The sequence below is a fragment of the Streptomyces sp. NPDC013457 genome (assembly GCF_043089925.1).
Lineage (GTDB): Bacteria > Actinomycetota > Actinomycetes > Streptomycetales > Streptomycetaceae > Streptomyces.
Map to the genome: position 1 here is coordinate 304,495 of NZ_JBICBL010000001.1, position 25,557 is coordinate 330,051.

Below are 25,557 nucleotides of genomic sequence, written 5' to 3' on the forward strand. Positions count from 1 at the left end.
GGTCAGCGGACGACGTCGAACACGTTCTTCTGCAGGCCGTTGGCGTACACCTCGTGCTCGACGAGCTTCAGCTTCTGGGCGTCCTTGTCCGTGGCGCTGAAGAGGCGCTTGCCCGCGCCGAGCAGGAGCGGGAAGACGAGCAGGTGGTAGCGGTCGATCAGGCCGGCGTCGGAAAGAGCCTGGTTGAGGGATGCGCTGCCGTGGATGATGATCGGACCGCCCTCGGTCTCCTTGAGCGCGGCGACGTCGTCGAGCGTGCGCAGGATCGTGGTGTCGCCCCAGTTCGTGACGAGGTCGTCCTCAGTGAGCGTGGTGGAGACGACGTACTTCGGCATCACCTTGTAGTCGGCGAACTCCGCCATGTCGGGCCACACCGCGCTGAAGGCCTCGTAGCTGGTCCGGCCCAGCATCATCGCCGCGGCCTCCTTCTGCTCACGGCCCTTGATCTCGTACGCCTCGGGGACGAAGTCGATGTCCTTGAAGGTCCAACCGGTGTTCCGGTAGCCGGGCTCGCCGCCCGGGGCCTCGACGACGCCGTCGAGCGAGATGAAGGCGGTGCTGATCAGAGTACGCATGATGGCTTCCTCGGTGTCTCGTCGGCTTCTCGGCGGGCTCGTTCGTCGCCAGCCATGATCTATGACCGTGGATCACGCCGGAACTCATCGGTCGCATCCGTACGGAGTCCGGGCCGCCTTCGCCTCGCGTGCCCGCCGCCTTCGACGTCCCGTGCTCACTCCTCCGGCGGGACGCAGAGCACCGGGACGGTCGACATGTGCAGCAGTTTGTGGGGCGTCGAGCCCAGGAGGGCGCCGCGGATGGGGCTTTCGCCCCAGCTGCCCACCACGATCACGCGTGCGCCATGGCGGTTCGCCGCGTCGATCAGGGCCGGGGCGGGTTTGTCGTCGATCACCTCGACGGTGGTCGGGACACCCGCGCGGTCGGCCTCCGTGACCGCGTGTTCCAGACCGATCCGGCCGGCCTGGCGGACCGCCTCGCGGTGGGACGCGGTCTCCTCGCCCGTGGGGCCGGGGGCCGCTGCGCCGTAGACCAGGACGAGACGCTCGTCGAAGGCGGCGGCCACCTCGACCGCGATGCGCAGGGCACGGGCGGCGCCGGGGGATTCGTCGTAGCCCAGGACGACCGACATCTCAGGCCTCCTTGCCGGGGGCCGCGTTCCCGGATCCGTGGCCGTGGACCAGCTCGGGGTCCGCCACGCCGGGGCGCTCCCGCCAGTAAGCGGGCGCCCGCAGACGCCATACCAGCATGATGATCACACCGGCGACGGCGATGCCGATCCCGATGACGAGCGGTGGTCCGAGGCCGAACCACGACGTGCCGCTGTAGGAGTTCTCCGGGTCCGACATGTCCATCACGGACTTCACCAGGAGCCAGGCCAGCAGCCCGGCGCCGATCAGCGGGCCCAGGCCGATGAGCAGGAAGTTGTGGACGCTCTCGAAGAGATGGCGGCGGTAGTAGACCGCACAGGCCAGCCCCGTCAGCGCGTAGTAGAAGGCGATGAGCAGGGAGAGCGCGGTGAGCGAGTCGAAGAGCGCGTTCTCGCTGATCCGGCTCACCACGAGATACCAGGCGATGGCGATCCCGGCGACCCACCACGTGCTGACGTCGGGGGTACGGAAGCGCGGGTTGATGTGCCGGAAGTGGGCGGGCAGCGCCTGGCGGCGTGCCATGGAGAGCGCCGTACGCGAGGCCGGGATGATCGTCGTCTGCGTGGAGGCGATGGCGGAGGTGGAGACGGCGAGGAGCAGGATCCAGTCCCAGCCGCCCAGCACGTCCCCGGCGAGCTGGGCGAAGATGAACTCCTCCTCGCCGGCGTTCTCGGCCAGGAAGGTCGGCCCGGCGTAGGCCACGACCGCGAAGCCGACGGACACATACGTCACGAGCAGGATCACGGTCGACCAGAGTCCGGCCTTGCCCGGGGCGGTCGCGGAGTCCTCGACCTCCTCGGTGAGGTTGACCGCCGATTCCCAGCCCCAGTAGATGAAGACGCCCAGGAGCAGGCCTCCGCTCAGCGCGGCGCCGCCGGCACCGAACGGATTCAGCCAGCTGAGTTGAGGATCGATCGCCGGGTACTTGCTCGTGCCCGCGTAGACGCTGTAGAGTGCCACCCCCACGAAGATCAGCAGGCAGGCGACCTGGGCCAGGATGAGGACGTTCTGCACCTTGGCCGACAGTTCGGTGCCGATGACACATACGGCCGTCATCACCAGGATGACGAGCACGGTGAGCAGTTGGCGTACGAAGGTGTTGTCCACCCAGCTGTCGAGTCCGAACGCGAGCAGGGCGAAGCTCACGGCGACGTCGGCGAGAGAGCCGACGACCAGGACGCCGGTCATCGCGATGGCCCAGCCGCCCAGCCAGCCGGCCCAAGGACCCATCGCGCGCGTGACCCAGGAGAAGGTCGTACCGCAGTCCTGGTCGACCTTGTTCAGGTAGTAGAACGCCGATGCGATCAGCAGCATCGGCACGAAGGACGCGAACATCACGCCCGGGGCGTAGATACCGACCAGGGCGACGATCGGGCCGATGACGGCCGCGAGCGAGTACGCGGGTGATGTGGAGTTGAGCCCGATGACGAGCGCGTCGACGAAGCCGATCGCGTTGGCCTTCAGGCCCACGGGGCGCCCCGCGGGCGCTCCATCCTCAGCGGCCATGTTCCCTCGCTCCCGTCGAGCCAGACAGAACAGCGAGACCTACGCCTACATCGTAGGGAGGGTGGTCCGCCCCTGCATGCGCAGGAGCGGCCGACGGGGCCGGGCGCCCCGTCACTGCTCGCGCATGTGCCATGGCGACCCGTACTCCGTAAGTCGATCGAGGAAGGGCTGCGGCGGCAGCGCCTCGGGGCCGAGGACGCCCCGGCCGTGCCAGGCGCCGGAGGCGACGAGTTCCAGGGCGACGACGGGGTTGACGGCGGTCTGCCACACGACGGCCTGGGAGCCGTACTCGCCCATCGACCACTCGTTGTCGACCACGTGGTAGAGGTAGACCTCCCGGGGGCTGCCGTCCTTGGTCCCCTTGACCCAGGTGCCCGCGCAGGTCTTGCCGCGCATCCGGTCGCCGAGGGTCGCCGGGTCGGGCAGACAGGCGGCGACGACGTCACGCGGCGAGACGGCGACCTTGCCGTCCGCTCCGTTCACGGTCACCGGCTCCGTGCGGTCCAGCCCCAGTTTATTGAGGGTGCGCAGGACACCGATGAACTCGTCGCCGAGACCGTACTTGAAGGTGACGCGGCGGGCCTTGAGCCATCTGGGGACCAGCAGCACCTCCTCGTGTTCGACGTTCACGCACTCCACCGGTCCGATGCCCTCGGGGAAGTCGAAGACCTCCGGCTCGCTGAAGGGCGCCGTGGTGAACCAGCCGCGGCCCTCCTCGTAGACGACGGGCGGGTTGAGGCACTCCTCGATCGTCGTCCAGATGCTGAAGGACGGTGCGAAGTCGTAGCCCTCCACCGTGAGGTTCGCGCCGTCGCGGACGCCGATCTCCTCGATCTCGTCGAAGAGTTCGTCGGCCGCGTACCGGGCGAACACGTCCGCGAGTCCCGGCTCCACCCCCATGCCCACGAGCGCGAGCCGGTCGGCCGCCTCCCACTCGGCCGAACGGGCGAACTGCTCGTCGCCCAGCTTCACGCCGCATTCCTCGTACGGGCGCGACGGGTGGGGCCGGGACAGGGACATGGCCATGTCGAGGTAGTGGGCGCGTTCGGCGAGCGCGGCCTCGAAGAGGGGCAGCACGAAACGGGGATCGGTGGCGTTGAGCAGGACGTCGCAGCGGTGCTCGGTCAGGGCCGCCCGTACCGCGCCCGTGTCCGAGGCGTCGAGCCGGGCCGCCGTGAACCGCCGCTCGTCCGCACCGAGGGCGGCGACGGCCGAATCCGCCCTGGCCGGGTCGTAGTCGGCGACGACGATGTGTTCGAAGAACGAGCGGCGGGCCGCGATCCTGGTGATCGCCGTGCCCACACCTCCCGCCCCCACCATGAGGATGCGCACCGTGCGGCACTCCTTCGTTCCGGCTCCGCGCCGGGCCGACACGACCCAGGCGTCATCTCCGATCATGCAGCGCCGTCCTCGATGCGGCGCGCGGGACGCGGCGTGGATCCCGCCGGTGGTGTTTGGTCGCCGTGGGCGGTGGACGACCCGATTCCGGGTACGGGCGCTCAGTCGACCCGGACCGCCAGCAGGCACGCGTCGTCCTCCTGGCCCGCGATCTCGGGGTCGGCCACCAGTGTGTCGACGAGCTGGGCTCCGACCAGGTCACCTTCCCCGAGAGCAGGTCCCGGTTGCCCCACCCCAGCGACGCCAGGTACTGCGCGTCGATCGTCAGCAGTTCCGCCTGGCTCTGCACGGGACGCCAGGTCGCGAGCACCTGTTCGCCGCAGCGGGCCGCGGAGTAGAGCAGCGGAGTCCGGTGGATCCGGCCGAGCCGCTCCTCCGTGTAGTCGACCACCCGCCCGTCCAGAGGCCTGCCGGTGTCCACCACGTCCGCCAGGCCGCGATGGAAGCCCGCCGCACAGGGACGCCGGCGCACTTCGGCTGCCGGGGCTGGGAGGCCTCGGCACGGTCGCAGCCGCGTGCGGCCTCATGCCGTGCCGGGTGCGGCGGCCAGACTCCGCTTCACGTACCGGGTGGTCTCGTCGGCGAGGATCTCGGTCAGGCCCGCCTCGATGCCGAGCAGCGCCTGGGCGGCGACGTCGGCGGGGTCGGTCTTCTGCTCGGAGGGGACCGCGGCGGCCATGTCGGTGTCCATGTAGGCGACGTGGAGCGCGGAGACGGTGATGCCGTGCGGTGCCAGTTCCTCCCGGGCCGCGCCGGTCAGCGCCCAGGCCGCCGCCTTCGCCGCCGCATAGGCCCCGAGGCCGGCCGGGTGGAGCCAGGACAGTACGGAGAGGACGTTGAGCACGGCGCCGCCGCCGTTGCGCTCGACGACCGGGGCGAAGGCACGCGTCACGGCGAGCGGACCGAAGAAGTTCGTCTCCATCTCCAGGCGTACGGCATCCAGATCGCCCGCGAGCAGTGGTGTGGAGGTGGAGATCCCCGCGTTGTTCACGAGCAGCGTCGCGTCGGACGCGATGCGGGCGGCGGAGCGGATCGACTCCGCGTCCGTCACGTCCAGCCGCAGCGGGACGGCACCCGGCAGGTCGACGGTCTCGGGGCGGCGGGCGGCCGCGTAGACCTTCGCCCCCCGCTGGAGGAGCTGCTCGGCCAGATGACGGCCCAGCCCCCGGTTGGCACCCGTGACCACGGCGACGGCGTCCTTCAGTTCCATGTCTGCACTCCCGGTGTTGCGGGTCCGGCAGCGGCCGGCCGCTCATTAGATGATGGTGGCAATCTAAGACGGGTGTAGAATAGATGTCAATCGACATCCAATACGGAGGTGGCCGATGGGGCGCGTGTCGCAGGCGCAGGCCGAGGAGAACCGAAGGCGGGTCGTGGCGACCGCCTCCCGTATGTTCCGGGAGCAGGGCACGCAGGTCAGCGTGGCGGACCTCATGAAGGCGGTCGGCATGACCCACGGCGGCTTCTACAAGCAGTTCGCCTCCAAGGAGGCGCTGATCGACGAAGCCACGGCCCAGGCCTTCGAGGAGTTCGCACAGCGCCGCCTCGCCGGACCGGAGCAGCACGCGGGGCAGCTGGACACCGCCCGGCAGACCCTGATCGACACCTACCTCTCCCCCGCGCACCGCGACAACGCCGCGCGGGGCTGCCCGGCAGCGGGCCTCGCCACCGACATGGCACGGGACCCCGGAGACCGCGACGCCCACCGCGTCTACCGCGAGGGCGTGGCCGAGTTCGCCGACTGGCTCGCCACCGACGACCAGGACGGCATCGCCCGCCTGTGCACGATGGTCGGCGCCCTCGTCCTGTCCCGCGCCACGACGGGTTCCCCGCTCTCGGACGAGATCCTTGCCAGGGCACGCGCCGCCCTGACGACCACGGACTGAGCAGCCGCGGCAGCGCGGTGCCCCGGTGACGACACGGTGGCGGTCGTGAGTGAGCCGGGTCCCGGGGAGCGTGCTCCCCGGGACCCGGCTCCGTTCCGGTCGTTCCGGTCGTCTATTGGGCGGCGTCCGGGATCCAGGAGCCGTGGATGCCGGCCGTCACCCGGCGCGGGAGGTGGACCGTGGCGATCCGGTCGAGACCGGAGGCGTCCAGGACCAGGAGCTGGGACGCGTCCTGCTTGAGGTCGGAGACGACCGTCAGCAGGTAGCCGTCGTCCTCGCGGGTGCCGCCCTCCGCCGGCACGAAGACCGCCTCGCTGGGCAGGCGCGCGTCGCCGGCCTCGTGGATCAGGCGGGCGCCGGTGGCGCGGTCGTACTTGACGATGCCGTAGCCGCCGAGGCCCCGCTGGTCGGGGAAGGAGACCGCGTACTGATAGCGGTGCTCCGAGCCGAGGTGGTCCTCGTTCAGGGTGGGGAACTCGACGGCCAGGTCGTCGACGATGCGCTCGTCGACGCTGCCTGCCACCAGGTCGATCATCCAACGACGCGTGTAAGAAAGGGCGTTGGGCTCGGTGCCGCGCTCCGGGGCACCGACCCACCAGTTCCAGGAGAGCTGGAAGCCCTCCCGGTCGACGGTGGGCCCCTCCAGGACGATCCGGCCCTGCGCGTCCTCGTAGGCGTTGGCGGCGTGGAGCATGCTCCCGGGCTCGATGGGGAACCAGCGGATCTTGCCGGCGCCGTCGGCCCCGCGGGGCATGACGCCGATACGGGCGGGCTGGTCGTCCTTCCAGGCGTACGGGATCCCGGAGTGCTCGGTGGGGTCGAAGGTGACGGAGCCCTCGACGAAGACGACGTGGTGGCGGGTGAGGGCGAAGTCGTGCTTGAGGGCCGGGCTCGCAGCGGGGATCTCGGCGGTGTGGGTGACCTCGCCCTTCGCGTCGGCGACGTAGTACATGAGGAAGGGAGGGAAGGGCGAGGAGCCGAAGAAGTGCAGCTCGCCGGTGACCGGGTCGGTCTTGGGGTGCGCCGTCATCGCGCCTCGCAGCGTGCCGCCGAAGTCGTAGGCACCGACGGTCTCCAGGTCCCTGGTGAGTTCGAAGGGGAGGTTCGCCTCGCACAAGGCCAGCAGCCGTCCGCCGTGTTCGATGACGTGCGTACCGGCGGTGCTGGCCGTCAGGTCGGGGCCCTGCTCGGTCATGTAGGGCGCGCCGTCGAGGGCCGGGGTGTGGACCCACCGGTTTCGGTACCACTCGGCGCGGCCCTCGCGCAGCCGGATGCCGTGGACCATGCCGCTGCCCTTGAACCAGTGGGTGGGGGTGACAACCGGCTTGGGGTTGTGGCTGTTTCGGATCAGCCGGCCGGTCAGCTCCGGCGGCAGGGTGCCCTCGACGGTCAGGTCGGTGGCGGTGATCTCGTCCACGGCCGGGGTGTAGTGGCCGGTCAGGTAGGGCTTCTCGGTGTTCGTGTGCGCGGTGTGGTTCGTGGTCGTGTTCGCGGCCATGACGGGAGCCTCGGTTCCGTGGCAGGGAGGACAGGGAGGATGCGGGTGGCTTGAGCGGGGTCGGAGGAGGGACCTCAGACGGACTCGGGCTACTCAGGCGCTCTGCTCGGCGCGTGCCTTGAGAGCGGCGAGCCAACTGGTCAGCGAGGCGTTCAGGGCCTGGCCGAGCTCCTCGGTGGCGGCGTCGACGGGGGCGCCGCTCCAGGACTCCTCGGTGCGCACGGTGGTGACCTCGTCTCCGGTCCGCTCGAAGGTCCAGACGTGGATGCCCTCGATACCGAGGGCGGGGCCGCCCCAGACCACGCGCTCGCCGGGCACGACCTCGCGGATGGTGGACGTGATGTCCATCCCGTGGGTCAGCCAGGTGAAGGAGTTGCCGGGCAGCAGCGGGCCGTCGAGTTCGGCCCGGTCGATGTCCGCGTTCCAGTCGGCCCAGGCGTCGATGTCGGTGTGCAGGGACCAGACGCGCTCCAGCGGGGCGTCGATGACGATGGACAGGCGGGCGATGACGGGGGCGGTCTCGTCGATGGTGAACATGGCGTTCGTTCCTCTCGGTTGGTGCTCGGTCGATGGGCAGGGTCGTGTGGGTGCGCGTGGGTGCGTCAGTGGTCCGTCGCGGGTGTCCGGCGTGGCCCCGCCTCGCCGAGGGGGGTGGCGGGCCTGCGGCGGGCGAGGAGCGGAGCGAGGGCGGCGGCCGCCGCGAGTACGGCGGCGGAGACGGCGAAGGCGGTGCGGTAACCGGCGGTGAGTGCCTCCAGGTACGGCTGGTGGGCGGCCTCGGCCCGGCCGGTCGTGGCGCCGGCCAGGGTGGCCAGTACGGCGAGTCCGACCGCTCCCCCGACCTGGCGGGTGGTGTTGACCAGACCGCCGGCCAGGCCGGCGTCCTGCTGCGGGACGTCTTCGACGGCCAGGGCGGTCAGCTGGACGAAGGCGACGCTCAGGCCCAGGCCGATCAGGATGCCGGGGCCGAGGACGTCGGCGAGATAGCCGCCGTGGACGCTGATCCTGGCCAGCCACAGCAGTCCGGCGGCCTCCGCCAGCAGCGCGCCGGTGACCGTCGCGGTGGGTCCTGCGTGGCGGGAGATCCGGGGTGCGAGGGCGGAGCCGAGCATGATGGCGAAGGCCAGCGGGAGTTGGCCGGCTCCGGTGACGAGCGGGCTCAGTCCGAGAACCTGCTGCTGGTGGAGGGGCAGGAAGAAGAAGAGCGCGATCCACACCGAACCCAGCAGCGCCATCAGCACATTGCCGGCGGCGACCCGCCCCGTGCGGAACAGGCGGGGCGGGAGCAGCGGGTTCGGGTGGCGGCGTTCGACCAGGACGAAGACGGCGAGCAGGAGGACGGCCACGCCGAACGCGCCGAGGACCGTGGGATCCGTCCAGCCCGAGCCGCGGGCCGACGTCAAGCCCCACACGAGGGCGGTGAGCGCCAGGGTGACGGCGAGGGTGCCCGGCAGGTCGAACCGACCGGTCTCCGTGACGGGGGTGGGCGGCACGCTCGCGGCGGCGGCGGCCAGGACGACCAGGGCGCCGACGGCCACCGCGTGGAAGATCCACGGCCAGCCCCACGCCTGGGTCAGGACACCGCCGAGGAGGACTCCTGCCGCGCCTCCCGCGCCGGAGACCGCTCCCCAGACTCCCAGCGCCCGTCCTCGGCCGGCTCCCGGCGGGAACAGCACCATCACCAGAGCCAGCGAGGCGGGGGCGATGGCCGCCGCGCCCATCCCCTGAACGGCTCGCGCCGCGATCAGCAACGTCGGCGAGGCGGCCAGGCCCGCCGCGACCGAGGAGAGCGCGAACACCGCGAGCCCGGTGAGCAGGACCCGGCGCCGTCCGAGCAGGTCCGCCGCCCGGCCGCCCGCCAGCAGCAGGGCGCCGAAGGCGAGTCCGTAGGCGTTGACGACCCAGGGGGTGCCGCTGTCGGAGAGTCCCACGCCGGCGCGGATCCCGGGCAGGGCCACGTTCACGATCGAGGTGGCCAGCATGACCGTGAACTGTGCCCCGGCCAGGGCCGCGAGAGCGGCTCGCGGACTGCGGCGGCTGATGACGTCGGACTTCACGACTCCCCCTGTGTGGTTGACCACTCACAAAAATGCCCTGAAGAAGGACGGGGCCCAGTGGCCCCGCCGGTCCGCCTGTCGCGCTGCCGCGACGGGCCTCAGTAGTGCGTGATGCCGGCCGCGAGCGTCCGGGTCCAGGGAGCGTCGACCTCGTCGGCCCCCATGGAGACGATCAGATGGCAGAGCATGCCGGTCGCGAAGAACTCCTGGACCTGCCGTTCGGTGCCGCCGGAGGCGCCCCGGACGTACTCGACCAGCCGGGCGTACCCCTGACGGACCGTCTCACGGACTGCCGGCTCGGACACCGCCGCCGCCTGTGCGTGCAGCTGGATCAGCATCAGGTCGTTGTTGCTGATGAGCTGGGCGTACGCGTCCCCCATCGCCGCGAGGACCACCTCCGCCGAGCTGCCCCGCGCCTCGGCCGCGGCCCGCTCCAGACTCGACCTCACCCGCACGAAGCAGTGCTCGACCACCGCGGTGAACAGCAGCTCCTTGTTGGGGAAGAGGCGGTAGACGTACGCCTGCGAGATGCCGGCCGCCTTGGCCACCTCGGTGGTGGTGGTGCCCCAGTAGCCCCGGGCGGCGAAGGCGCCGATGGCGGTGCGCAGCACCGTCTCGCGACGCTCTTCGGCGGTGGACAACTGGCGGGGACGTTCGCTCTTCATGTGAGTACTCAACCACTCACACTTTTGCGTGTCAACCTTCCTAGGTCTCGCCCATCCGCCTCGTCGCGGTCAGCGTGGCGTAGACGACGGTGTTGGCCTGGTATCCGGTGCCCTGGGACCAGGCGCCGCCGCAGGTGATCAACCGGAGTTCCGGGCGGCCCGAGTCGCCGTACACCTTGTCGTCCGGGAACCGGCCCTTCTCGTGCTCCTCCACCGCGTCGACCGTGAAGACGGCCGTACGGCCGTCCCTGCGGTCGACCTCGATCCGGGCACCCGGCTTCACTGCGCCGAGCTGATGGAAGACGGCGGGCCCCGCGGGAGTGTCCACGTGTCCCGCCACGACGGCGGTCCCGAGCGCACCGGGCGGGGTCCCGTCGGCGTACCAGCCGGCGAAGGCGGGGGCCGTCGCGGGTGGTGGCTGCAGCACCCCTTTCGCGTCCAGCTCCAGGTGCATCAGCAAGGCGTCGACGTCGATGGCCGGGATCCGGATCCGTACGGGCGGTGAAGCCGAGAGCGGTTCGGGAGCCGGACGGCCGGAGGCGCCTTCCCCGGCGGTCCCGGCTCCGCCGGCGATCCGTGCGGCGGGCTGCCCGGTGCCGGCCGCCGGGCGCGGGGGTTCGTCGTCGCGCGTCGCGTCGGCGAGCAGCAGAGCTCCGGCGAGCGCGGCCCAGACCAGCCACCCGAACGACGGGGTGGCGCGCGGCGGCGGGGCGGGTGGCGTGCTCCCGGAGTCTCTTCTCATGGTCGTGGTGCCTTCGTTCGGCGCCCGAACGCCTCCGTCCCCAAGCATCCTCGCGAGGCCGGGGGACGGAGGCGCGGTGCGGACGTACGCTCGGCCGGGGTGGCACGGGCGTGTCCCGGCATACGGTCAGGCCGACGTCCTGGCGGCCGACGCGCGACGGCGCAGGACGATCGCTCCGCCCACGACCGCGCCGCCGAGCAGCAGCCAGCCGAGGCCGGACTCCGTCTCCTTGTCGGCGCTTCCTCCGAAGCCGGCGTCGACGGGACCGTTCGGACGGCCGGCGATCTGGTACGTGGCGGTCAGCTTCACCCGCGGCGGGCACTTGAGGGTCACGGTGTCCGTGCCCGAGGCGGCGCCGTCCGGCACCTGGAACTCGCCCACGAGGACGCCCTTGCGGTCCCCCGGGAAGAGGTGGAACTGCCCGGCGAGCTCCGACTCGCCCTTGCCGTAGGTCTCCTTGCCGCAGGCCGAGGTGCTGACGGTGACGGTGGTGCCCGGGGACACCTTCCCCGGGGTGATGCGGACGTTCGCCGACGCTTCTGCGGTGGACTCCCCCTCGGCGGCTGAGGCCGTGGGGGCGGACAGGGCGAGGGCGCCGATGATCAGGGCGACCACGGGGCCGGTACGTGCGAGACGCATGGTTTCTCCTTCGACGGAGCCTTCTCGGCCGGCGTGTCTGCGCGGCACCTGTGCTGTGCTCCGTGCACGAGGCAAGCGCCGGCCCACGGTGACCGCAACGCGAGCGGCCCGCGCGGGTGTCGCCCGGTCGGCGGCTTGATCACGATCCGGTCGCCCCGTCACCGCAGGTCACAGTGGCGGACCCGGCGCTGCAAGATCGACCGCTCGCGGGAGGCGAACGGGCGAAGGACACGCCCCAGCCGTCGGCGGCGGAGCGGGCGGCGCCGACGACGTTCGGGGGAAGCGCTGCCCGGCCGGGGGATCAGCGGTGGCGGCCCGGAACGCCCCCTCATAGCTTCGGCATATGACCAAACGACAGATCGCCTACCTGGCATGCACCGTGGCGCTCGTGGCCTCGGGGGTGGGTGCCGCCGCCCCGACTGCCGAGAAGCGAACCGTGCACCGGGTCAAGCCCGGCGAATCGATCCAGAAAGCCGTGGACGCCGCGAAGCCGGGGGACACGGTCGTCCTCTCTCCCGGCACCTACCGCGAGAGCGTCCGCATCACCACGCCGAACGTGACCCTGCGGGGCTCGATCGTCTTCCCCTCCGTCCTCGTGCCCGACACCGCCGCCACCGACACGTGTGCCAGGGCCGGCCACGGCATCTGCGTGACCGGCGCGGACGGCAGCCCCGTCGAGGGCGTCACCGTGCGCTCCCTGACCGTCCGGGGCTTCGCCAAGAACGGCCTGTGGGCGTCCCGGACCGACCGCCTGAAGGTCCAGAGGGTGACGGCGGAGAAGAACGGCAACTGGGGCATCGCCCAGGAGCGTTCCGTACGGAGCGTGCTGAGTCACAACGTCGCCCGGGACAACGGCGACGCAGGCCTCTTCGTGTCCAACACCACCGACACGGAGGCCGGTGCCGTCGACGCGCAGGGGACGGTGATCTCCCACAACCGTATGTCCGGCAACCGGATCGGCGTCACGGTGCGGCGCCTGCGGAACCTGACCGTCGAACGGAACGAGGCGACCGGGAACTGTGCCGCGGTGTTCGTGGTGGGCGACGAGTCCACTCCGCGCGCCGGGGCCATGACCCTGCGCCGAAACTACGTCCACGAGAACAACAAGCACTGTCCCAAGACCCCCCGGCTGCCCTTCCTGCAGGGCTCGGGCATCGTCCTCACCGGCGCCGAGGAGACGCTGGTGGCGGAGAACCGCATCGAGGACAACGTGGGCACCTCGCCGCTCTCCGGCGGCATCGTGCTGTTCAAGAGCTTCGTCGGCGCCCTCAACGAGCGCAACGAGATCCGCGACAACGTCGTGCTCCGCAACGGCGCGGCCGACCTGGCCAACCGGGACACCGGCAAGGGCAACACCTTCAGCCGCAACACCTGTGGAGTCTCGGAGCCCGCGGGCATGTGCTGAACGGCCGGCTCCGCTCCCCCACCCACGGCACCACAGCACAGAGAAGGCGACAGATGACGACTGTTGATCCTGCTCCCCCGCCGCCCATGCGGCTGAGGGAGCTCGTATTCGGGGCGGCCTGCGCCGCCGCCGTACGCGCGGCCGCCCGTCTCGGTGTGGCGGACGCCCTGGACGACACGCCCATGACCGTGGAGGACCTGGCGGCGGCGGTGAAGACCCAGCCGGGGACCCTGCGCCGGCTGCTGCGCGCACTGTCCTGCCAGGGCGTCTTCACGGAGCACCCCGACGGCACCTTCGCGCATACGGAGATGTCCCGGCTGCTGCGCGAGGACGATCCGCACAGCCTGCGGTACATCGCGCTGTGGTGCACCGAGCCGTGGACGTGGGACGTCTGGCCGAAGCTCGACGAGGCGGTGCGCTCCGGTCGCAACGTCTTCGAGGACGTGTACGAGCGGGAGTTCTTCACCTACCTCAACGAAGAGGCCCCCGAATCCGCGTACGTGTTCAACCGGGCCATGACGACGTCGAGCCGGCAGTCCGCGCAGGACGTGGCCGACCTGCTGGACCTGGAGGGGGTGGGCTCGGTCGCGGACATCGGCGGCGGTCAGGGGCACGTCCTGGCGAGTCTGCTGGAGAGGCACCCCGCCCTGCACGGCACCCTGCTCGATCTGCCGGGCGTGGTGGAGAACGCCGATCCCCGGCTGCGGGACGCGAAGGCTCTGGGCCCGCGGGTCCGTGTCGTCGCCGGGGACTGCCGTGAGGACATCCCCGTCCAGGCGGACGTGTACATCATCAAGAACATCCTCGAATGGGACGACGACAGCACCCGCAGGGCGCTGGCCAACGTCCGGAAGGCGGCGCGGCCCGGGGCTCGCGTCATCGTGATCGAGAACCTCGTGGACGACACTCCGTCGATGAGGTTCACCACGGCCATGGACCTGCTGCTCCTGCTCAACGTCGGGGGTGCGAAGCACACCCGGCAGAGCATGGTCGACCGGCTGACGGACGCGGGGCTCGTCATCGGCGAGATCCGCCCGGTCAACGCGTATCTCCACGCCTTCGAGTGCACCGTCCCCGCCTGACGGGACGACCGGAAACGCCTGACGGGACGACCGGAAACGCCTGACGGGACGACCGGAAACCCGAGGCCGCCCGCTCCGCTTCGTTCGCGGGGCGGGCGGCCTCGGGTTTCGCTGTCGTGCGAGCGCTCGGGGTTCAGGAACCCGCGTCGCGCTCCCAGCTGTAGAAGCACTGCGCCATGGCGTCCTTGGGGCTGCGCCATGTCGCCGGGTCGTAGGCGCTGACGTACGCCGACAGCTTCTCGCTGGCGTCCCGGAACTCGGGGTGCCCCGCGAGTTTCGCGATGGCGGGCGCCGGGTCCTGCTCGGACTCGATGAGGTGCAGGTACACGTCGCCGAACTGGAAGAGACGGCGCCGGGAGACGCCGACCAGGTGCGGGAGTTCGCCACGGTCGGAGGCGGCGAACACGTCGGCGATCGCCGGTGCCGAGCCTGGGGCCATGCGGGCGACGATCAGGGCGTGGTGCATCGAGCGTCCTTCCTGGGTGTGCGGTGTACGGGCGCCCGGGTGCGGGCGCCCTGGGTACGGATGTCAGCCGGGCAGGACCGAGGCGCTCCGGCGGTCGCGGGCGACCTGTTCGATGCGGTCCCGGATCAGCGTCATCTGGGTGCGCGAGTTGCGGTTGATGTTGTCCGTCATCCAGTCGTCGTCGACCGGGGCCTCGGGCTTCATCGCGAAGTCCTGCACCCAGCGCATGTGGACGCCGGCCGGCGTCTCCTCGTACTCCCACCGGATGTCCATGTGGGCGAACGGACCGGTCTCGACGCGGCGGGCGCGGACGGTCCGCTTCGGACGGTCGACGGTGCGCTCCGAGACCCAGCTCCAGACCTTCCCGTTGTCGTCCGGGTGCATGGTCAGGCGGAAGGTCGTGGAGTCGCCCTCCCGCGAGAGCACCTCGACGGAGGCGTACTCGCTGAAGAGGTTCGGCCAGTTCTCGATGTCGTTGGTGATGTCCCACACGAGGTCGAGCGGAGCGTCGATGGTGATGCTGTTGTCGGTGTGACCGGACACGTCAGACTCCCGTCTTGAGGGTGGTGTTGACCATGTCGACGAACTCGGCGGGCGTCTTGCAGCGCTCCGCGTCGGTGGGCAGCGCCACGCTGTAGCGGTTCTCCACCTCGCCGACGATGCCGAGGAGGCCGAGCGAGTCGAGGCCGATGGTGTTGAAGGGCGCGTCCGGCGCCTTCGCCAGTTCCTTGGGGTCGACCGTCACGCCGGCGGCCTGCTTCATCAGCGTGGCGAGCTCGTCGAAGGTCAGTGCGGTGGTGATCATGTGTGTTCTCCTTCCCGCCCGGTCCTACCGGGCGGAGTCGCCGCCGCGGCGCACGACCAGCGCCGCGTTGGATCCCATGAGTCCCCTGCTGAGGACGAGGGCCGTGCGCAGCTCGGCGGGCCGAGCGCGGGACATCACCAGATCGAGGTCGTGGCAGATGTCGAACACGTTGGGAGTGGGGGGCACCACGCCGTGTTCCATGGCGAGGACCGCGGCCGCGATGTCGAGGACGGGCGCCCCGCAGTACGCGCGGCCGATGCCGGTCTTGGGCGCCGTGACCGGCACGCGGCGGCCGTGCGGCCCCAGGGCGTCGGCGATCGCCAGCGCTTCCGCACGGTCCGCCTCCGGTACGCCGAGGGCGTCGGCGAACACGACGTCGACCTCCTCGGGGGCGCAGCCGGCCTCGTCGAGGGCGCCCCGGATCGCGCGGGCGAGTCCCTCCCGGGACTCCTCCCAGCGGGAGGCGCCGGTGAACGTGGCGGCGTGCCCGGCCACGACGGCCCGGACGGCCGCTCCCCGGTCGCGGGCGCGCGCCTCGTCCTCCACGACGAGCATGGCGCCACCCTCCGCCGGGACGAAGCCGCAGGCTCCGGCGGTGAAGGGGCGGTAGGCCCGGTCCGGCTCCTCGACGGTGCTGAGCTCGGGGTAGCCGAGCTGGCACACCATCGAGTACGGGGCGAGGGGCGCCTCGGCGGCGCCGACGATCACCGCGCCCGTGCCGCGCCGTACGGCCCGGGCGGCGTGGGCGACGGCGTCCAGGCCGCCGGCCTCGTCGCTCGCGACCACCCCACAGGGGCCCTTGAAGCCGCTCCGGATGGAGATCTGGCCGGTGCTCGCCGCGTAGAACCAGGCGATGGACTGGTAGGGGCCGACGAACTTGGACCCCTGTCCCCAGAGCTTCTGCAGCTCCCGCTGGCCGAACTCGCCGCCTCCGGAGCCCGCGGCGGTGACCACGCCGATGGAGAAGGGCTCCTCCGGGTCGTCCCGGGCGAGACCGGCGTCGTCGAGGGCCAGGGAGGCCGCGGCCATCGCGTAGTGGCTGAAGCGGTCCGTCTGGACGAGGAACCGCTCCTCGATCAGGGTCGAGGCGTCGAAGCCCCGTACCTCGCCCGCGACCTTCAGCGGGAGCTGGTCGCATCCCTCCCGGGTGATCAGGTCCAGGACGCCGAGGCCTTCCCGGACGGATTTCCAGTACGCGTCCGCGTGCTGTCCGTTGGGGGCGATCACACCGATGCCGGTGACGACCGCCCGCTGAGGGCGCTCAGTGCTCATCGTGACCTCCCACCCGCCCCGGTGAGCAGGACCGCGGACTGGAAGCCGCCGAATCCGCTGCCGACGGAGAGGACGTTCCTCAGCTTCCGCGGGCGGGCGGTGCGTGGCACGTAGTCCAGGTCGCACTCGGGGTCGGGGGTCTCGTAGTTCGCCGTCGGAGGCACCACCTGGTGCTGGAGCGCGAGGACGCAGGCGACGACCTCGATCGCGCCGATCGCGCCGAGCGAGTGCCCCACCATCGACTTGATGGAGCTCATGGGCGTGTCGTAGGCGTGCGCGCCCAGGGACCGCTTCACGGCGGCCGTCTCGTGCCGGTCGTTCTGCCGGGTGCCCGAGCCGTGCGCGTTGACGTAGTCGATCAGGGTGGGGTCGAGGCGGGCCTGGTCGAGCGTGTTGTCGATCGCCCGGGCCATCTCGAGCCCCTCGCTGGTCAGGCCGGTCATGTGGTACGCGTTGCCGTACGTGGCGTAGCCGCTGATCTCGCAGTACACGTGCGCACCGCGCGCCCTGGCGTGCTCGTACTCCTCGAGGACGAGGACCGCCGCGCCTTCGCCCATGACGAACCCGTTGCGGTGGTCGTCGAAGGGCCGGGAGGCGTGCTCGGGGTCGTCGTTGTCGGGTGACGTCGCCTTGATGGCGTCGAAGCAGGCCATGGTGATCGGCGATATCGGCGAGTCGGACGCCCCGGCGATGCAGACGTCCGCCCGGCCCTCCTCGATGGTGTGGAAGGCGTAGCCGACGGCGTCGAGGCCGGAGGTGCAGCCCGTGGAGACGGTCTGCACCGGGCCGCGGGCGCCGAACTGCTCGGCGACGACGGAGGCCAGGGTGCTCGGCGAGAACGCCAGGTGCAGCTTGGGATCGGCCGCGCGGTGGTCCACGTCCCACCGCCGGCCGCCCTCGCTGACCAGGACGTAGTCGTGTTCGAGCCGGGTGGTGCCGCCGACGGCGCTGCCCAGGGAGACGGCGACGCGCCAGGGGTCTTCCGCGCCGGTGTCGAGCCCGGAGTCGCGTACGGCTTCTCCGGCGGCGACGACGGCGAACTGGATGTACCGGTCGGCGTGCAGGCTCAGTTCAGGGTCCAGGCCGTGCGCCATCGGGTCGAAGTCGCACTCGGCGGCGATGCGGGAGCGCAGGCCGGCCGGATCGAACAGCGTGATGCCGCGGGTCGCGGTACGGCCGTTGGAGAGGAGGTCCCAGAACGCCTTCGCTCCGGTGCCGCCCGGAGCGACCACACCTATACCGGTGACGGCCACTCGCCGGGTCACTCGATGGCCCCGCTTCGCTCGGACACCTGGGCCGGGTCGTGCACGGTCAGGTGCGGACCGGCCGCGGCGAGCTCGCCCTCCTCGGTGACCTCCGTGTCGACGTGACCGAGGCTGGGACGCGGGGCGAGCGGGCCGAGGTGGAAGACCATGCGGGCCTCCACGTCGCCGACGTTGCGGAAGCGGTGCCGCATGTCGATGGGGATCAGGAGCCCCTGGTCGGGCTGGAGCCCGTACGTCTCGCCGTCCAGGTCCACCTCCAGAGCGCCCGAGACGACGTACACGAACTCCTCGGAGTACGGGTGGTAGTGCTCCCCGATGCGCTCGCCGGGCTGCACGATGGCCAGCCCCATGAAGCCGCTGGTGGAGCCCACGGTGGCCGGCGTGAGCATGGCACGCAGATCACCTCCGCGCCTGCGGTTGGGTTCCGTCTCGCTCAGGGTCACGATGCGTGGACGCTGCTTGAGCATGGTTCTGATACCTCCGAGTGTGGCAGTGACGTGCGGGGGACGGCCGCGGCCGGGGCCACGGCCGTACGTCAGGAGTCCGCCGAGCTGCGGTCGGTGACGGGCAGCATGTCGGCGTGCGACAGGAGCCGGTTGATGTTGCGCTCCGAGTCCAGGGAGCCCTCGACGCCGATCGCCGCGCCGTCGAGGAGACGCTCGAGTACCGCCGCCTTGCGGGTGCCCTTGAGTCCCAGGGAGGCGAGGGGGTCGAGATCGAGATCGCCGGTGATGTCGATGAGACGCACCACGATGTCGTCGCGCTGGAAGACCGTGCTGCCCCACACCGGGTTCTCGGGGTCGTCCGCCGCGGCCTCGTCCTGCTGTGCCAGCAGACGGGCCAGGTCCATGCCGCGGCCTTCCTTCGCCGGGTAGTACAGCGCGTGGCGCCGCAGCCCGTCCGGGGCCGGCCGCCCGGAGACCACGTGGTGGACGGCCGGGAGGGCCGCCCGGGTGAAGAAGACACGGGCCGATTCGGGGTCGGTCAGGTCCCTGTCCTGCTCCAGGTACGGGTTGATGGCCTCCTCGACCGCCCGTACCTCGGGCTGGCGGGCGACGTGACGCAGGGCCGCGAGGAGGTCGCCCTCCACTTCCACGGCGCGTACGACGCGGTTGCCGTGCATGAAGAGCGAGGTGCGGCGCAGCCGGGTGTTCTCGTCGACCTGGGCCTTCGGCGACTGGTAGCCGGCCAGGAGTTCCGCGACCTTGGACTCGGAGCCCGGCTTGACGGTGAAGGTGAGGGCGTGGCGTGCGACGCCGTCGCCGACCCGGGCCGCGACCTGCTCGCGCCGCGCCACCGGTTCCTGCGCGTGCGGCTGTCGGGGACCGGTCTCGCGGACGATGCTGTAGCGCATCGAACGGGTGTCACGGACGCAGCTGTGCATCGGCCGGACGGTCTCGACGTGCTCCTCGCTGTTCACCCAGGCGAGGAAGGGCGGAGCGCTCTCCCACTCGCTCGTGATGAGCCACTGCGAGGGGTTCTCGATGGACTGGCAGAGCTGGTCGCTGATGTGTCCGGGGACGGAGGCGACCTGCTTGCGCATCAGCTCGTACGCGTCCAGGAACTGCTCCTGGGCGCCTTCGTACAGGTCGAGGAGCAGGATCACCCGCAGCCTGGAACCGTCGAAAGCGGACTGAGATATGCGTCCCGAGTTGGTCATCCGGCGCACCTCTTCTCTCTTCACAGGAGGGTCGGGAGGGACCGCCGTGCCCGATGAGGGCGCCGGGGTCGTCATGTGCCGATCGTCGGCGGGCGCCCCGATCGACGCGAGCCCCACGGGGCGGACGAGTGAACCCCGCGTCAATCGGGTGCTCCGAGCGCGCGCGGCGCTCCCCGGAGGGAATGAATCCGCATCCCACCCCTGACTCGCGTCGCACGTGACGCTGGAGGCATTCAATGAACCGATCCGAAGACGCCGGCGAGGTCGTTCACCGCACGCCCGTCCTCATCGTCGGCGGCTCTCTGGTGGGCTTGTCCACATCGCTCTTCCTGGGGCGACTCGGTGTGCCGCACACCCTCGTCGAGCGCCATGCGGCGACCTCCATCCACCCGCGGGGGCGTGGCAACAACGTGCGGACGATGGAGCTGTTCCGGGGAGCCGGTGTGGAGCGGCAGATCCAGGCGGCCGCGTCCGTCCTGGGGCGGAACAACGGCATCCTGCAGACTCCCAGCCTGGTCGGCGACGTCGGCGAATGGCTGTTCAAGGAGATCGACCCGGGTGGCGGTCTCGCCCGCTTCAGCCCGGCCGGCTGGTGCCTGTGCAGCCAGAACGATCTCGAACCGGTGCTCCTGGAGCGCGCGCGGCAGCTGGGCGGGGACCTGCGGTTCTCCTCGGAGCTGATGTCGTTCGAGCAGGACTCGGAGGGGGTGACCGCACGGGTGAAGAGCCGCGAGTCGGGCGAGCACGTCACGATCAGGGCGGACTACCTCGTCGCGGCGGACGGTCCGCGCAGCCCGGTACGCGAACAGCTCGGCATCGAACAGACCGGCCCGGGCGACCTGTTCCACAATGTGAGCGTCATGTTCGAGTCGCAGGGCCTCGCCGATGTCGTCGGTGACCGGCGCTTCGTCGTCTGCTACCTGACGAATCCGGAGGCCGAGGGGGCGCTTCTGCCCGTCGACAACCGGGAGCGCTGGGTGTTCCACGCGCCCTGGCACCCCGAACGCGGGCAGACGCTGGAGGAGTTCACGGACGAGCGGTGCGCGGAGCACATCCGGCGTGCCGTGGGGGTGCCGGAGCTCGATGTGGAGATCAAGGGCCGCGCGCCCTGGCACGCCGCGCAGAGGGTCGCCCGGAGCTACGCGGACGGGCGGGTGTTCCTCGTCGGCGACGCCGCCCACGAGATGCCGCCCACCGGGGCGTTCGGCTCCAACACCGGTATCCAGGACGGGCACAACCTCGCGTGGAAGCTGGCCGCCGTGCTGGCCGGCTGGGCCGGTCCCGGTCTGCTGGCGTCGTACGACGCGGAGCGCCGGCCGGTCGCGGAGGCGACGAGTTCCCGTGCCGCGTCGCGTTCGGTGGAGCACAGCCACCCGGGGTACGCCCCCGAGCCGGGCGCGGGCGGTCCCGGCGGGCGGAAGGGCGGGATCCTCAACGTGGCGCTCGGCTACCGCTATCCGCAGGGTGCGGTGCTCGGTGCCGACGTGACGGTGCCGGTCGTGCCGGACGGCGTGCGACTGACGGGGGAGCCCGGCAGCCGGGCGCCCCACATGTGGCTGAATCGCGCGGGTGCCCGGGTCTCCACCCTGGATCTGTACGAGCGGTCCCTGGTGCTCCTGAGTTCCGGGGACGGCAGCGGGGCGTGGCACGCCGCGGCGGTCCGGGTGGCGGAGGAGCTGTCGGTGCCCCTGGACTCGTACCGGATCGGTGACGGTCCTGATCCGGAGCTGTCGCCCGAGAGCCTGGACTGGGCGGAGGTCCACGGTGTGGCGACGGACGGGGCGGTGCTGGTCCGCCCGGACGGGTTCGTCGCGTGGCGCTCCGAGGGGGCGTCGGCCGATCCGGAAGCGGAGTTGCGGGAGGTGCTCGCGGCCGTTCTCGACCGCTCCTGACGGTTTCTCACGCACCCCGTCGGCCCGTGCTCCGAGGAGCACGGGCCGACGGGGTATGGGGCCGGCGCGACGATGATCAGCGCGTTGAAGACGACCGACCGGTCTCCTTCGCGCCCGACGTGCCCGTGTTCATCGCCACGCCGACGTCCGCCTGCGCGAGGGCGAGGACGACGATCGAGCGGCCCTCGGGCGTCTCGTCGACGAGCGAGGAGAGCTGCGCGGTGTCGGCGACCTCGGCCTCCGTCGTCCGGCGTACGGGGACGAACTCGGCGGCCCGGCGGTTGCCGAGCGTGATCGTGCCCGTCTTGTCCAGGAGCAGGGTGCTCACGTCGCCGGCGGCCTCGACCGCGCGGCCCGACATCGCGAGCACATTGCGCTGGACGAGCCGGTCCATGCAGGCGATGGCGACGGCGGAGAGCAGCGCGCCGATCGTGGTCGGGATGAGGCAGACGAGGAGACCGCTTCTCAGCCAGGGCGCGGCCTTCGTCAACGGCTCCCATACGCCGCTCAGCACGCTCTTGACGCGTCTTGTACGAAGGTCCGGGGCGACAGCTTCCGGGTCAGCCCTCGGTGGTCGGACCTCGGTGGTCAGCCTGTGGTCAGCCGCCGGTGGTCAGCCGCGCGCACCGCGTCACCATCCGGGCGAGGCTGCCTTCGCTCGCGAGGAGTCGCCGCTGGACGCGGGCTCCGTTGCCGCGTTCGTGCAGGTGGGCGATTCCCTGGCGGACCCGCTCGTCGTCGCCGTGGTCGGCCAGCGCTTCCCGCACGTACCGGTGGAGCGCGTCGACGGCGTGGGCGGGGGACGTCTCCCGCATCGTGGCCGGATGGAGCAGCGGTCCGTCGAGGCCCGAGCGGCCGGCGCGCCAGGACGCGAGCCGCAGCAGGCTCGTGCCGACCCGGGCCGGCGGCTCACCGCCCTGCCACGCGCGGGCCGCGGTCTCCACCAGGGCGCGGATGAGCGCCGCCAGGAGGACGGGGGTCTCCGCGTCCAGGCACACGTCCGCGACCCGGATCTCCACCGTCGGATACGTGGCCGACAGCCGGGCGTCGAAGTAGACCATGCCCTCGTCCCGCAGCACGCCGGTCCCGATCATGGCGCGTACCTGCTCGTGGTATTGGTCGGCCGATCCGAAGGCCTCCGTCGGGCCCGCGGAGGGCCACCGGTTCCACACCCGGCTGCGGTAGCTGCCGTACCCGCTGTCCTCGCCGTGCCAGAACGGCGAGTTCGCGCTCATCGCGAGGAGGACGGCCAGCCAGGGGCGGATGCGGTCCAGGACGGCGACGCCCTCCTCGTCGGACTCCACGGAGACGTGGACGTGCGTGCCGCACGTCAGCTGCTCCTGGGCGGTGATCCCGAACTGCTCCCCCAGCCATTGGTACCGCTTGCCCGCGTTCAGCGAGGGCCGCACGGGCAGGGGCGATGTCGCGAGGGCCGCCACCAGCGCGCCGGAGTGCGCCGCGTGGCGGGCGGCCTCGCCGCGGATGCGGGTGATCTCGTCCTGGAGTTCGCCCATCTCCGTGACCGGCTTGGTGGCGAACTCCACCTGCTCCTTCTGAAGCTCCCCCTCGAACTCGTGGGGCTTCTCGCCGTCCCCGTCCGTCCGTCGCCACGCCTGGCGGTCGGCGGCCGCAAGGACCGCCCCCGAGACGGCGAGCGGGGCTCCGCTGCGCCCGTCGACCAGCATGAGCTCTTCTTCCACGCCTACGCTGCGCATGCCGCCACCTAGAGAGTCACCCGGCCGGTACGCCCCTACGTCTGCCCTCCCGTGCTTCGAGCATGCCGGTCTCCGGTCCCTGCCGCCTTCCGCGGCCGAGCCGCGCGCGGTGCTCGCGTCTCAGACCGCGGGCGGGAACCTGTCCCAGGCCCTGTGCTCCGCCAGCGCCTCGGCGGCCGCGGTCACGGCGGCCGTACCGCTCTCCCCCATGACGACGCCGGGCCCGCCGGGTTCGATGCCGGCGGCTTCGAGCACGGCCCGGGCGCCGTTCCAGCCTCCGACGGCCTTGCCGTGCCGGTACGCCTCGGTGAGCAGCAGCAGGACGCGCGGGTCGACGTCGCGCCGTCCGGGGGTCCCTGCCTTCGCGTCGCGGGCGCCGTGGGCGTCGGCGGCGGGCGCGGGCGCCCCGGCGAACAGGAGGGCGTCGAACTCGACGGAACGGGCCGTGGCGAAGGTCCGGCGGACCGTGATCGGGTCGCCGTCCGCGTCGAGCGTGCCACCGGCCGGGGCGATGACCAGCGGCACCATGCCTCGCTCCAGGACGGCCTGCCGGGCGGAGCGCACCCCGTCGAGGTCGGCCGACCCGTCGGCGACGATCCCCACGACGCGGCCCTCCGTGGGCCATGTCCCGCCCAGCTGGGAGAGGGCCGGACTGGCGTCCGGCTCCGCGAGGGGGACCGTGGCCTCCGGCGCGGGCAGTCCGAGGCCCGCGGCGACCTGCTCGCACAGCTGCGGGTCGATGTTGGCGAGCACCTGGAGCGCGCGTTCCTTGACCGCCTGCTCGAAGCACTTGTTCAGCTCGAAGGTGTAGGCGGCGATGATGTGTTCACGCTCCGGCGGGGTCATGCTGAGCCAGAAGAGCCGGGGCTGCGTGAAGTGGTCCGAGAACGAGGCGGGCGCCTCCCGGACCTTCCTCGCCTCGGGCACCGCGACGGGCGTCTCGACGAACGCTCCCGTGTCGGCGCCGGCCAGGAAGGGGCAGCCGCCGTCCAGGCTGTTGGGCCGGTACGGAGCGACGCCGGTGTGCACGGCGGTCTGGTGCATGCCGTCACGGAGCATGTCGTTGACGGGCGCGTGCGGCCGGTTGACCGGGATCTGGCCGAAGTTCGGGCCGCCCAGCCGGCTGATCTGGGTGTCGAGGTAGGAGAAGAGACGGCCCGCGAGCAGCGGGTCGTCCGTCACGTCGATGCCCGGTACCAGGTGGCCGGGGTGGAAGGCGACCTGCTCGGTCTCGGCGAAGTAGTTCCTGGTGTTGGCGTTCAGCGTCATCAGGCCGACGGGCTGCACGGGGGCCAGCTCCTCCGGCACGATCTTCGTGGGGTCGAGGAGGTCGATCCCCTCGAACGTCTGGTCGGGGGTGTCGGGGAAGACCTGGATGCCGAGCTCCCACTGGGGGAAGGCCCCCGACTCGATGGCGTCGAAGAGGTCCCGCCGGTGGAAGTCCGGGTCCATGCCGTTGATCAGCTGGGCCTCCTCCCAGACGAGGGAGTGCACGCCCAGCTTCGGCTTCCAGTGGAACTTCACCAGCACGGTGTCCCCGCCGGAGTCGACCAGCCGGAAGGTGTGGACCCCGAAACCCTCCATCATCCGGTAGGACCGGGGGATGCCCCGGTCGGACATGTTCCAGAGGGTGTGGTGGGTGGCCTCGGTGTGCAGCGACACGAAGTCCCAGAACGTGTCATGGGCGCTCTGCGCCTGCGGGATCTCGCGGTCGGGGTGCGGCTTGCCCGCGTGGATGACGTCGGGGAACTTGATCGCGTCCTGGATGAAGAAGACGGGGATGTTGTTGCCGACGAGGTCGAACGTCCCCTCCTCGGTGTAGAACTTCGTCGCGAAACCCCGGGTGTCCCGCACCGTGTCCGCCGAGCCCCGCGAGCCGAGGACGGTGGAGAAGCGTACGAATACGGGGGTCTCCACGTCCTTGGCCAGGAAGGCCGCCTTGCTCACCCCGCCGGCGCTGCCGTATCCCAGGAAGACGCCGTGCGCGGCGGCGCCGCGGGCGTGCACGACCCGCTCCGGGATCCGCTCGTGGTCGAAGTGCGTGATCTTCTCGCGCAGATGGTGGTCCTGGAGCAGCACCGGACCACGCGCTCCGGCCTTCAGCGAGTGGTCGGTCTCGTACAGCCGCGCGCCCTGCGCGGTCGTCAGATGGGCGCCGCTCTGCGCCATGCGGGTCTGCTCGGCCCCGGTGGCCTGACCGGTCGGGCTCACGGTCTCCGGTCCGCTCTGGTCCGCCTTCGGAGGGAGCGGCCCCGTCGGCCGCGTGGGCTCGGCCACGTCGGGCGAGACCGGACCGGGCTTACCCGGCACGTCGCCGTCGTCCGGGGTCGGTCGCGTACCGGCAGACTGGGTGGTCATGGTCTCTCCCAAGGTGGTTCGGCGGACGTATCAGAAATGGCCGGGAGGGTTCACCTGCCAAACGGGGCCGGAGCAGGTCT

General features: G+C 71.4%; 25 protein-coding genes and 1 pseudogene. 4 read left to right on the top strand and 22 right to left on the bottom strand.

What is annotated here, in order from left to right:
* Window positions 1–2: 2 nt before the first annotated feature.
* From ACF1G2_RS01355 to ACF1G2_RS01380, 6 genes are all read right to left on the bottom strand, one after another.
* Entirely contained in the window at window positions 3–575 is a 573-nt protein-coding gene (locus ACF1G2_RS01355) for a dihydrofolate reductase family protein (protein WP_391796235.1), read from the bottom strand.
* A 155-nt stretch (window positions 576–730) separates the two neighbouring features.
* The gene (locus ACF1G2_RS01360) at window positions 731–1,147 is read right to left on the bottom strand and encodes a universal stress protein (protein ID WP_391796236.1); all 417 of its coding nucleotides are present in this window, start codon (window positions 1,145–1,147) and stop codon (window positions 731–733) included.
* A 1-nt stretch (window position 1,148) separates the two neighbouring features.
* A complete protein-coding gene (locus tag ACF1G2_RS01365) occupies window positions 1,149–2,672 on the bottom strand; it encodes an APC family permease (RefSeq protein WP_391796237.1) in 1,524 nt (507 codons plus the stop codon).
* Between the two features lie 111 nt (window positions 2,673–2,783).
* Entirely contained in the window at window positions 2,784–4,004 is a 1,221-nt protein-coding gene (locus tag ACF1G2_RS01370) for a saccharopine dehydrogenase family protein (RefSeq protein ID WP_391797012.1), read from the bottom strand.
* 167 nt (window positions 4,005–4,171) lie between these two features.
* Window positions 4,172–4,303 (bottom strand): hypothetical protein, encoded by a 132-nt coding sequence (locus ACF1G2_RS01375; RefSeq protein ID WP_391796238.1) that lies wholly within the window; start codon window positions 4,301–4,303, stop codon window positions 4,172–4,174.
* Between the two features lie 290 nt (window positions 4,304–4,593).
* Window positions 4,594–5,280, bottom strand: a complete 687-nt coding sequence (locus tag ACF1G2_RS01380; protein WP_391796239.1) for an SDR family oxidoreductase — start codon at window positions 5,278–5,280, stop codon at window positions 4,594–4,596.
* A gap of 115 nt (window positions 5,281–5,395) precedes the next feature.
* Between ACF1G2_RS01380 and ACF1G2_RS01385 the strand changes: the two genes are divergently transcribed.
* Entirely contained in the window at window positions 5,396–5,956 is a 561-nt protein-coding gene (locus ACF1G2_RS01385; protein ID WP_391796240.1) for a TetR/AcrR family transcriptional regulator, read from the top strand.
* A 112-nt stretch (window positions 5,957–6,068) separates the two neighbouring features.
* Here ACF1G2_RS01385 and ACF1G2_RS01390 read toward each other — a convergent pair whose 3' ends face one another.
* From ACF1G2_RS01390 to ACF1G2_RS01415, 6 genes are all read right to left on the bottom strand, one after another.
* Entirely contained in the window at window positions 6,069–7,454 is a 1,386-nt protein-coding gene (locus ACF1G2_RS01390) for a carotenoid oxygenase family protein (RefSeq protein WP_391796241.1), read from the bottom strand.
* 93 nt (window positions 7,455–7,547) lie between these two features.
* Window positions 7,548–7,991, bottom strand: a complete 444-nt coding sequence (locus tag ACF1G2_RS01395) for an SRPBCC family protein (protein ID WP_391796242.1) — start codon at window positions 7,989–7,991, stop codon at window positions 7,548–7,550.
* Between the two features lie 65 nt (window positions 7,992–8,056).
* Window positions 8,057–9,511: an MFS transporter gene (locus ACF1G2_RS01400; RefSeq protein ID WP_391796243.1), complete on the bottom strand. Its 1,455-nt coding sequence runs from the start codon at window positions 9,509–9,511 to the stop codon at window positions 8,057–8,059.
* Window positions 9,512–9,609: 98 nt separating this feature from the next.
* Entirely contained in the window at window positions 9,610–10,176 is a 567-nt protein-coding gene (locus tag ACF1G2_RS01405) for a TetR/AcrR family transcriptional regulator (RefSeq protein ID WP_391796244.1), read from the bottom strand.
* Between the two features lie 40 nt (window positions 10,177–10,216).
* Window positions 10,217–10,918: a class F sortase gene (locus ACF1G2_RS01410; protein ID WP_391796245.1), complete on the bottom strand. Its 702-nt coding sequence runs from the start codon at window positions 10,916–10,918 to the stop codon at window positions 10,217–10,219.
* A gap of 126 nt (window positions 10,919–11,044) precedes the next feature.
* Window positions 11,045–11,557: a sortase gene (locus ACF1G2_RS01415; protein ID WP_391796246.1), complete on the bottom strand. Its 513-nt coding sequence runs from the start codon at window positions 11,555–11,557 to the stop codon at window positions 11,045–11,047.
* A 343-nt stretch (window positions 11,558–11,900) separates the two neighbouring features.
* Between ACF1G2_RS01415 and ACF1G2_RS01420 the strand changes: the two genes are divergently transcribed.
* Both ACF1G2_RS01420 and ACF1G2_RS01425 read left to right on the top strand, forming a co-directional pair.
* Complete coding sequence (locus ACF1G2_RS01420) at window positions 11,901–12,962, top strand: nitrous oxide reductase family maturation protein NosD (protein ID WP_391796247.1); 1,062 nt, start codon at window positions 11,901–11,903, stop codon at window positions 12,960–12,962.
* Window positions 12,963–13,015: 53 nt separating this feature from the next.
* A complete protein-coding gene (locus ACF1G2_RS01425) occupies window positions 13,016–14,044 on the top strand; it encodes a methyltransferase (RefSeq protein WP_391796248.1) in 1,029 nt (342 codons plus the stop codon).
* Between the two features lie 133 nt (window positions 14,045–14,177).
* Here ACF1G2_RS01425 and ACF1G2_RS01430 read toward each other — a convergent pair whose 3' ends face one another.
* The 7 genes from ACF1G2_RS01430 to ACF1G2_RS01460 form a co-directional block, all read right to left on the bottom strand.
* Window positions 14,178–14,510 (bottom strand): TcmI family type II polyketide cyclase, encoded by a 333-nt coding sequence (locus ACF1G2_RS01430; RefSeq protein ID WP_391796249.1) that lies wholly within the window; start codon window positions 14,508–14,510, stop codon window positions 14,178–14,180.
* 63 nt (window positions 14,511–14,573) lie between these two features.
* The gene (locus tag ACF1G2_RS01435) at window positions 14,574–15,053 is read right to left on the bottom strand and encodes an SRPBCC family protein (RefSeq protein WP_391796250.1); all 480 of its coding nucleotides are present in this window, start codon (window positions 15,051–15,053) and stop codon (window positions 14,574–14,576) included.
* A gap of 1 nt (window position 15,054) precedes the next feature.
* Complete coding sequence (locus ACF1G2_RS01440; protein ID WP_391796251.1) at window positions 15,055–15,315, bottom strand: acyl carrier protein; 261 nt, start codon at window positions 15,313–15,315, stop codon at window positions 15,055–15,057.
* Between the two features lie 24 nt (window positions 15,316–15,339).
* Complete coding sequence (locus tag ACF1G2_RS01445; RefSeq protein ID WP_391796252.1) at window positions 15,340–16,587, bottom strand: ketosynthase chain-length factor; 1,248 nt, start codon at window positions 16,585–16,587, stop codon at window positions 15,340–15,342.
* Entirely contained in the window at window positions 16,584–17,852 is a 1,269-nt protein-coding gene (locus ACF1G2_RS01450) for a beta-ketoacyl-[acyl-carrier-protein] synthase family protein (protein WP_391796253.1), read from the bottom strand. Before ACF1G2_RS01450 ends, ACF1G2_RS01445 begins: the two co-directional genes overlap by 4 nt.
* Window positions 17,849–18,319 carry a cupin domain-containing protein gene (locus tag ACF1G2_RS01455; RefSeq protein WP_391796254.1) on the bottom strand — a complete coding sequence of 157 codons (471 nt, stop codon included), beginning with the start codon at window positions 18,317–18,319 and terminating at the stop codon, window positions 17,849–17,851. Before ACF1G2_RS01455 ends, ACF1G2_RS01450 begins: the two co-directional genes overlap by 4 nt.
* Before the next feature lie 68 nt (window positions 18,320–18,387).
* Window positions 18,388–19,512 (bottom strand): SchA/CurD-like domain-containing protein, encoded by a 1,125-nt coding sequence (locus ACF1G2_RS01460; protein ID WP_391796255.1) that lies wholly within the window; start codon window positions 19,510–19,512, stop codon window positions 18,388–18,390.
* A gap of 236 nt (window positions 19,513–19,748) precedes the next feature.
* Here ACF1G2_RS01460 and ACF1G2_RS01465 point away from each other — a divergent pair, with 236 nt between their 5' ends.
* Window positions 19,749–21,404 (top strand): FAD-dependent oxidoreductase, encoded by a 1,656-nt coding sequence (locus tag ACF1G2_RS01465; RefSeq protein WP_391796256.1) that lies wholly within the window; start codon window positions 19,749–19,751, stop codon window positions 21,402–21,404.
* A 156-nt stretch (window positions 21,405–21,560) separates the two neighbouring features.
* On the opposite strand, the pseudogene ACF1G2_RS01470 reads toward ACF1G2_RS01465, so the two are convergent.
* From ACF1G2_RS01470 to ACF1G2_RS01480, 3 genes and pseudogenes are all read right to left on the bottom strand, one after another.
* Window positions 21,561–21,861: pseudogene (locus ACF1G2_RS01470) on the bottom strand (potassium-transporting ATPase subunit B); the annotation flags it as partial.
* 142 nt (window positions 21,862–22,003) lie between these two features.
* Window positions 22,004–23,119, bottom strand: a complete 1,116-nt coding sequence (locus ACF1G2_RS01475) for a glutamate--cysteine ligase (RefSeq protein WP_391796257.1) — start codon at window positions 23,117–23,119, stop codon at window positions 22,004–22,006.
* A 120-nt stretch (window positions 23,120–23,239) separates the two neighbouring features.
* Window positions 23,240–25,477: a catalase gene (locus ACF1G2_RS01480; RefSeq protein ID WP_391796258.1), complete on the bottom strand. Its 2,238-nt coding sequence runs from the start codon at window positions 25,475–25,477 to the stop codon at window positions 23,240–23,242.
* Window positions 25,478–25,557 lie beyond the last annotated feature (80 nt).

Coding starts and splice junctions, on each gene's coding strand:
- ACF1G2_RS01355 (WP_391796235.1), bottom strand. CDS start 575: ATGCGTACTCTGATCAGCACCGCCTTCATCTCGCTCGACGGCGTCGTC.
- ACF1G2_RS01360 (WP_391796236.1), bottom strand. CDS start 1,147: ATGTCGGTCGTCCTGGGCTACGACGAATCCCCCGGCGCCGCCCGTGCC.
- ACF1G2_RS01365 (WP_391796237.1), bottom strand. CDS start 2,672: ATGGCCGCTGAGGATGGAGCGCCCGCGGGGCGCCCCGTGGGCCTGAAG.
- ACF1G2_RS01380 (WP_391796239.1), bottom strand. CDS start 5,280: ATGGAACTGAAGGACGCCGTCGCCGTGGTCACGGGTGCCAACCGGGGG.
- ACF1G2_RS01385 (WP_391796240.1), top strand. CDS start 5,396: ATGGGGCGCGTGTCGCAGGCGCAGGCCGAGGAGAACCGAAGGCGGGTC.
- ACF1G2_RS01390 (WP_391796241.1), bottom strand. CDS start 7,454: ATGGCCGCGAACACGACCACGAACCACACCGCGCACACGAACACCGAG.
- ACF1G2_RS01395 (WP_391796242.1), bottom strand. CDS start 7,991: ATGTTCACCATCGACGAGACCGCCCCCGTCATCGCCCGCCTGTCCATC.
- ACF1G2_RS01405 (WP_391796244.1), bottom strand. CDS start 10,176: ATGAAGAGCGAACGTCCCCGCCAGTTGTCCACCGCCGAAGAGCGTCGC.
- ACF1G2_RS01410 (WP_391796245.1), bottom strand. CDS start 10,918: ATGAGAAGAGACTCCGGGAGCACGCCACCCGCCCCGCCGCCGCGCGCC.
- ACF1G2_RS01415 (WP_391796246.1), bottom strand. CDS start 11,557: ATGCGTCTCGCACGTACCGGCCCCGTGGTCGCCCTGATCATCGGCGCC.
- ACF1G2_RS01420 (WP_391796247.1), top strand. CDS start 11,901: ATGACCAAACGACAGATCGCCTACCTGGCATGCACCGTGGCGCTCGTG.
- ACF1G2_RS01425 (WP_391796248.1), top strand. CDS start 13,016: ATGACGACTGTTGATCCTGCTCCCCCGCCGCCCATGCGGCTGAGGGAG.
- ACF1G2_RS01430 (WP_391796249.1), bottom strand. CDS start 14,510: ATGCACCACGCCCTGATCGTCGCCCGCATGGCCCCAGGCTCGGCACCG.
- ACF1G2_RS01440 (WP_391796251.1), bottom strand. CDS start 15,315: ATGATCACCACCGCACTGACCTTCGACGAGCTCGCCACGCTGATGAAG.
- ACF1G2_RS01445 (WP_391796252.1), bottom strand. CDS start 16,587: ATGAGCACTGAGCGCCCTCAGCGGGCGGTCGTCACCGGCATCGGTGTG.
- ACF1G2_RS01455 (WP_391796254.1), bottom strand. CDS start 18,319: ATGCTCAAGCAGCGTCCACGCATCGTGACCCTGAGCGAGACGGAACCC.
- ACF1G2_RS01460 (WP_391796255.1), bottom strand. CDS start 19,512: ATGACCAACTCGGGACGCATATCTCAGTCCGCTTTCGACGGTTCCAGG.
- ACF1G2_RS01465 (WP_391796256.1), top strand. CDS start 19,749: ATGAACCGATCCGAAGACGCCGGCGAGGTCGTTCACCGCACGCCCGTC.
- ACF1G2_RS01475 (WP_391796257.1), bottom strand. CDS start 23,119: ATGCGCAGCGTAGGCGTGGAAGAAGAGCTCATGCTGGTCGACGGGCGC.
- ACF1G2_RS01480 (WP_391796258.1), bottom strand. CDS start 25,477: ATGACCACCCAGTCTGCCGGTACGCGACCGACCCCGGACGACGGCGAC.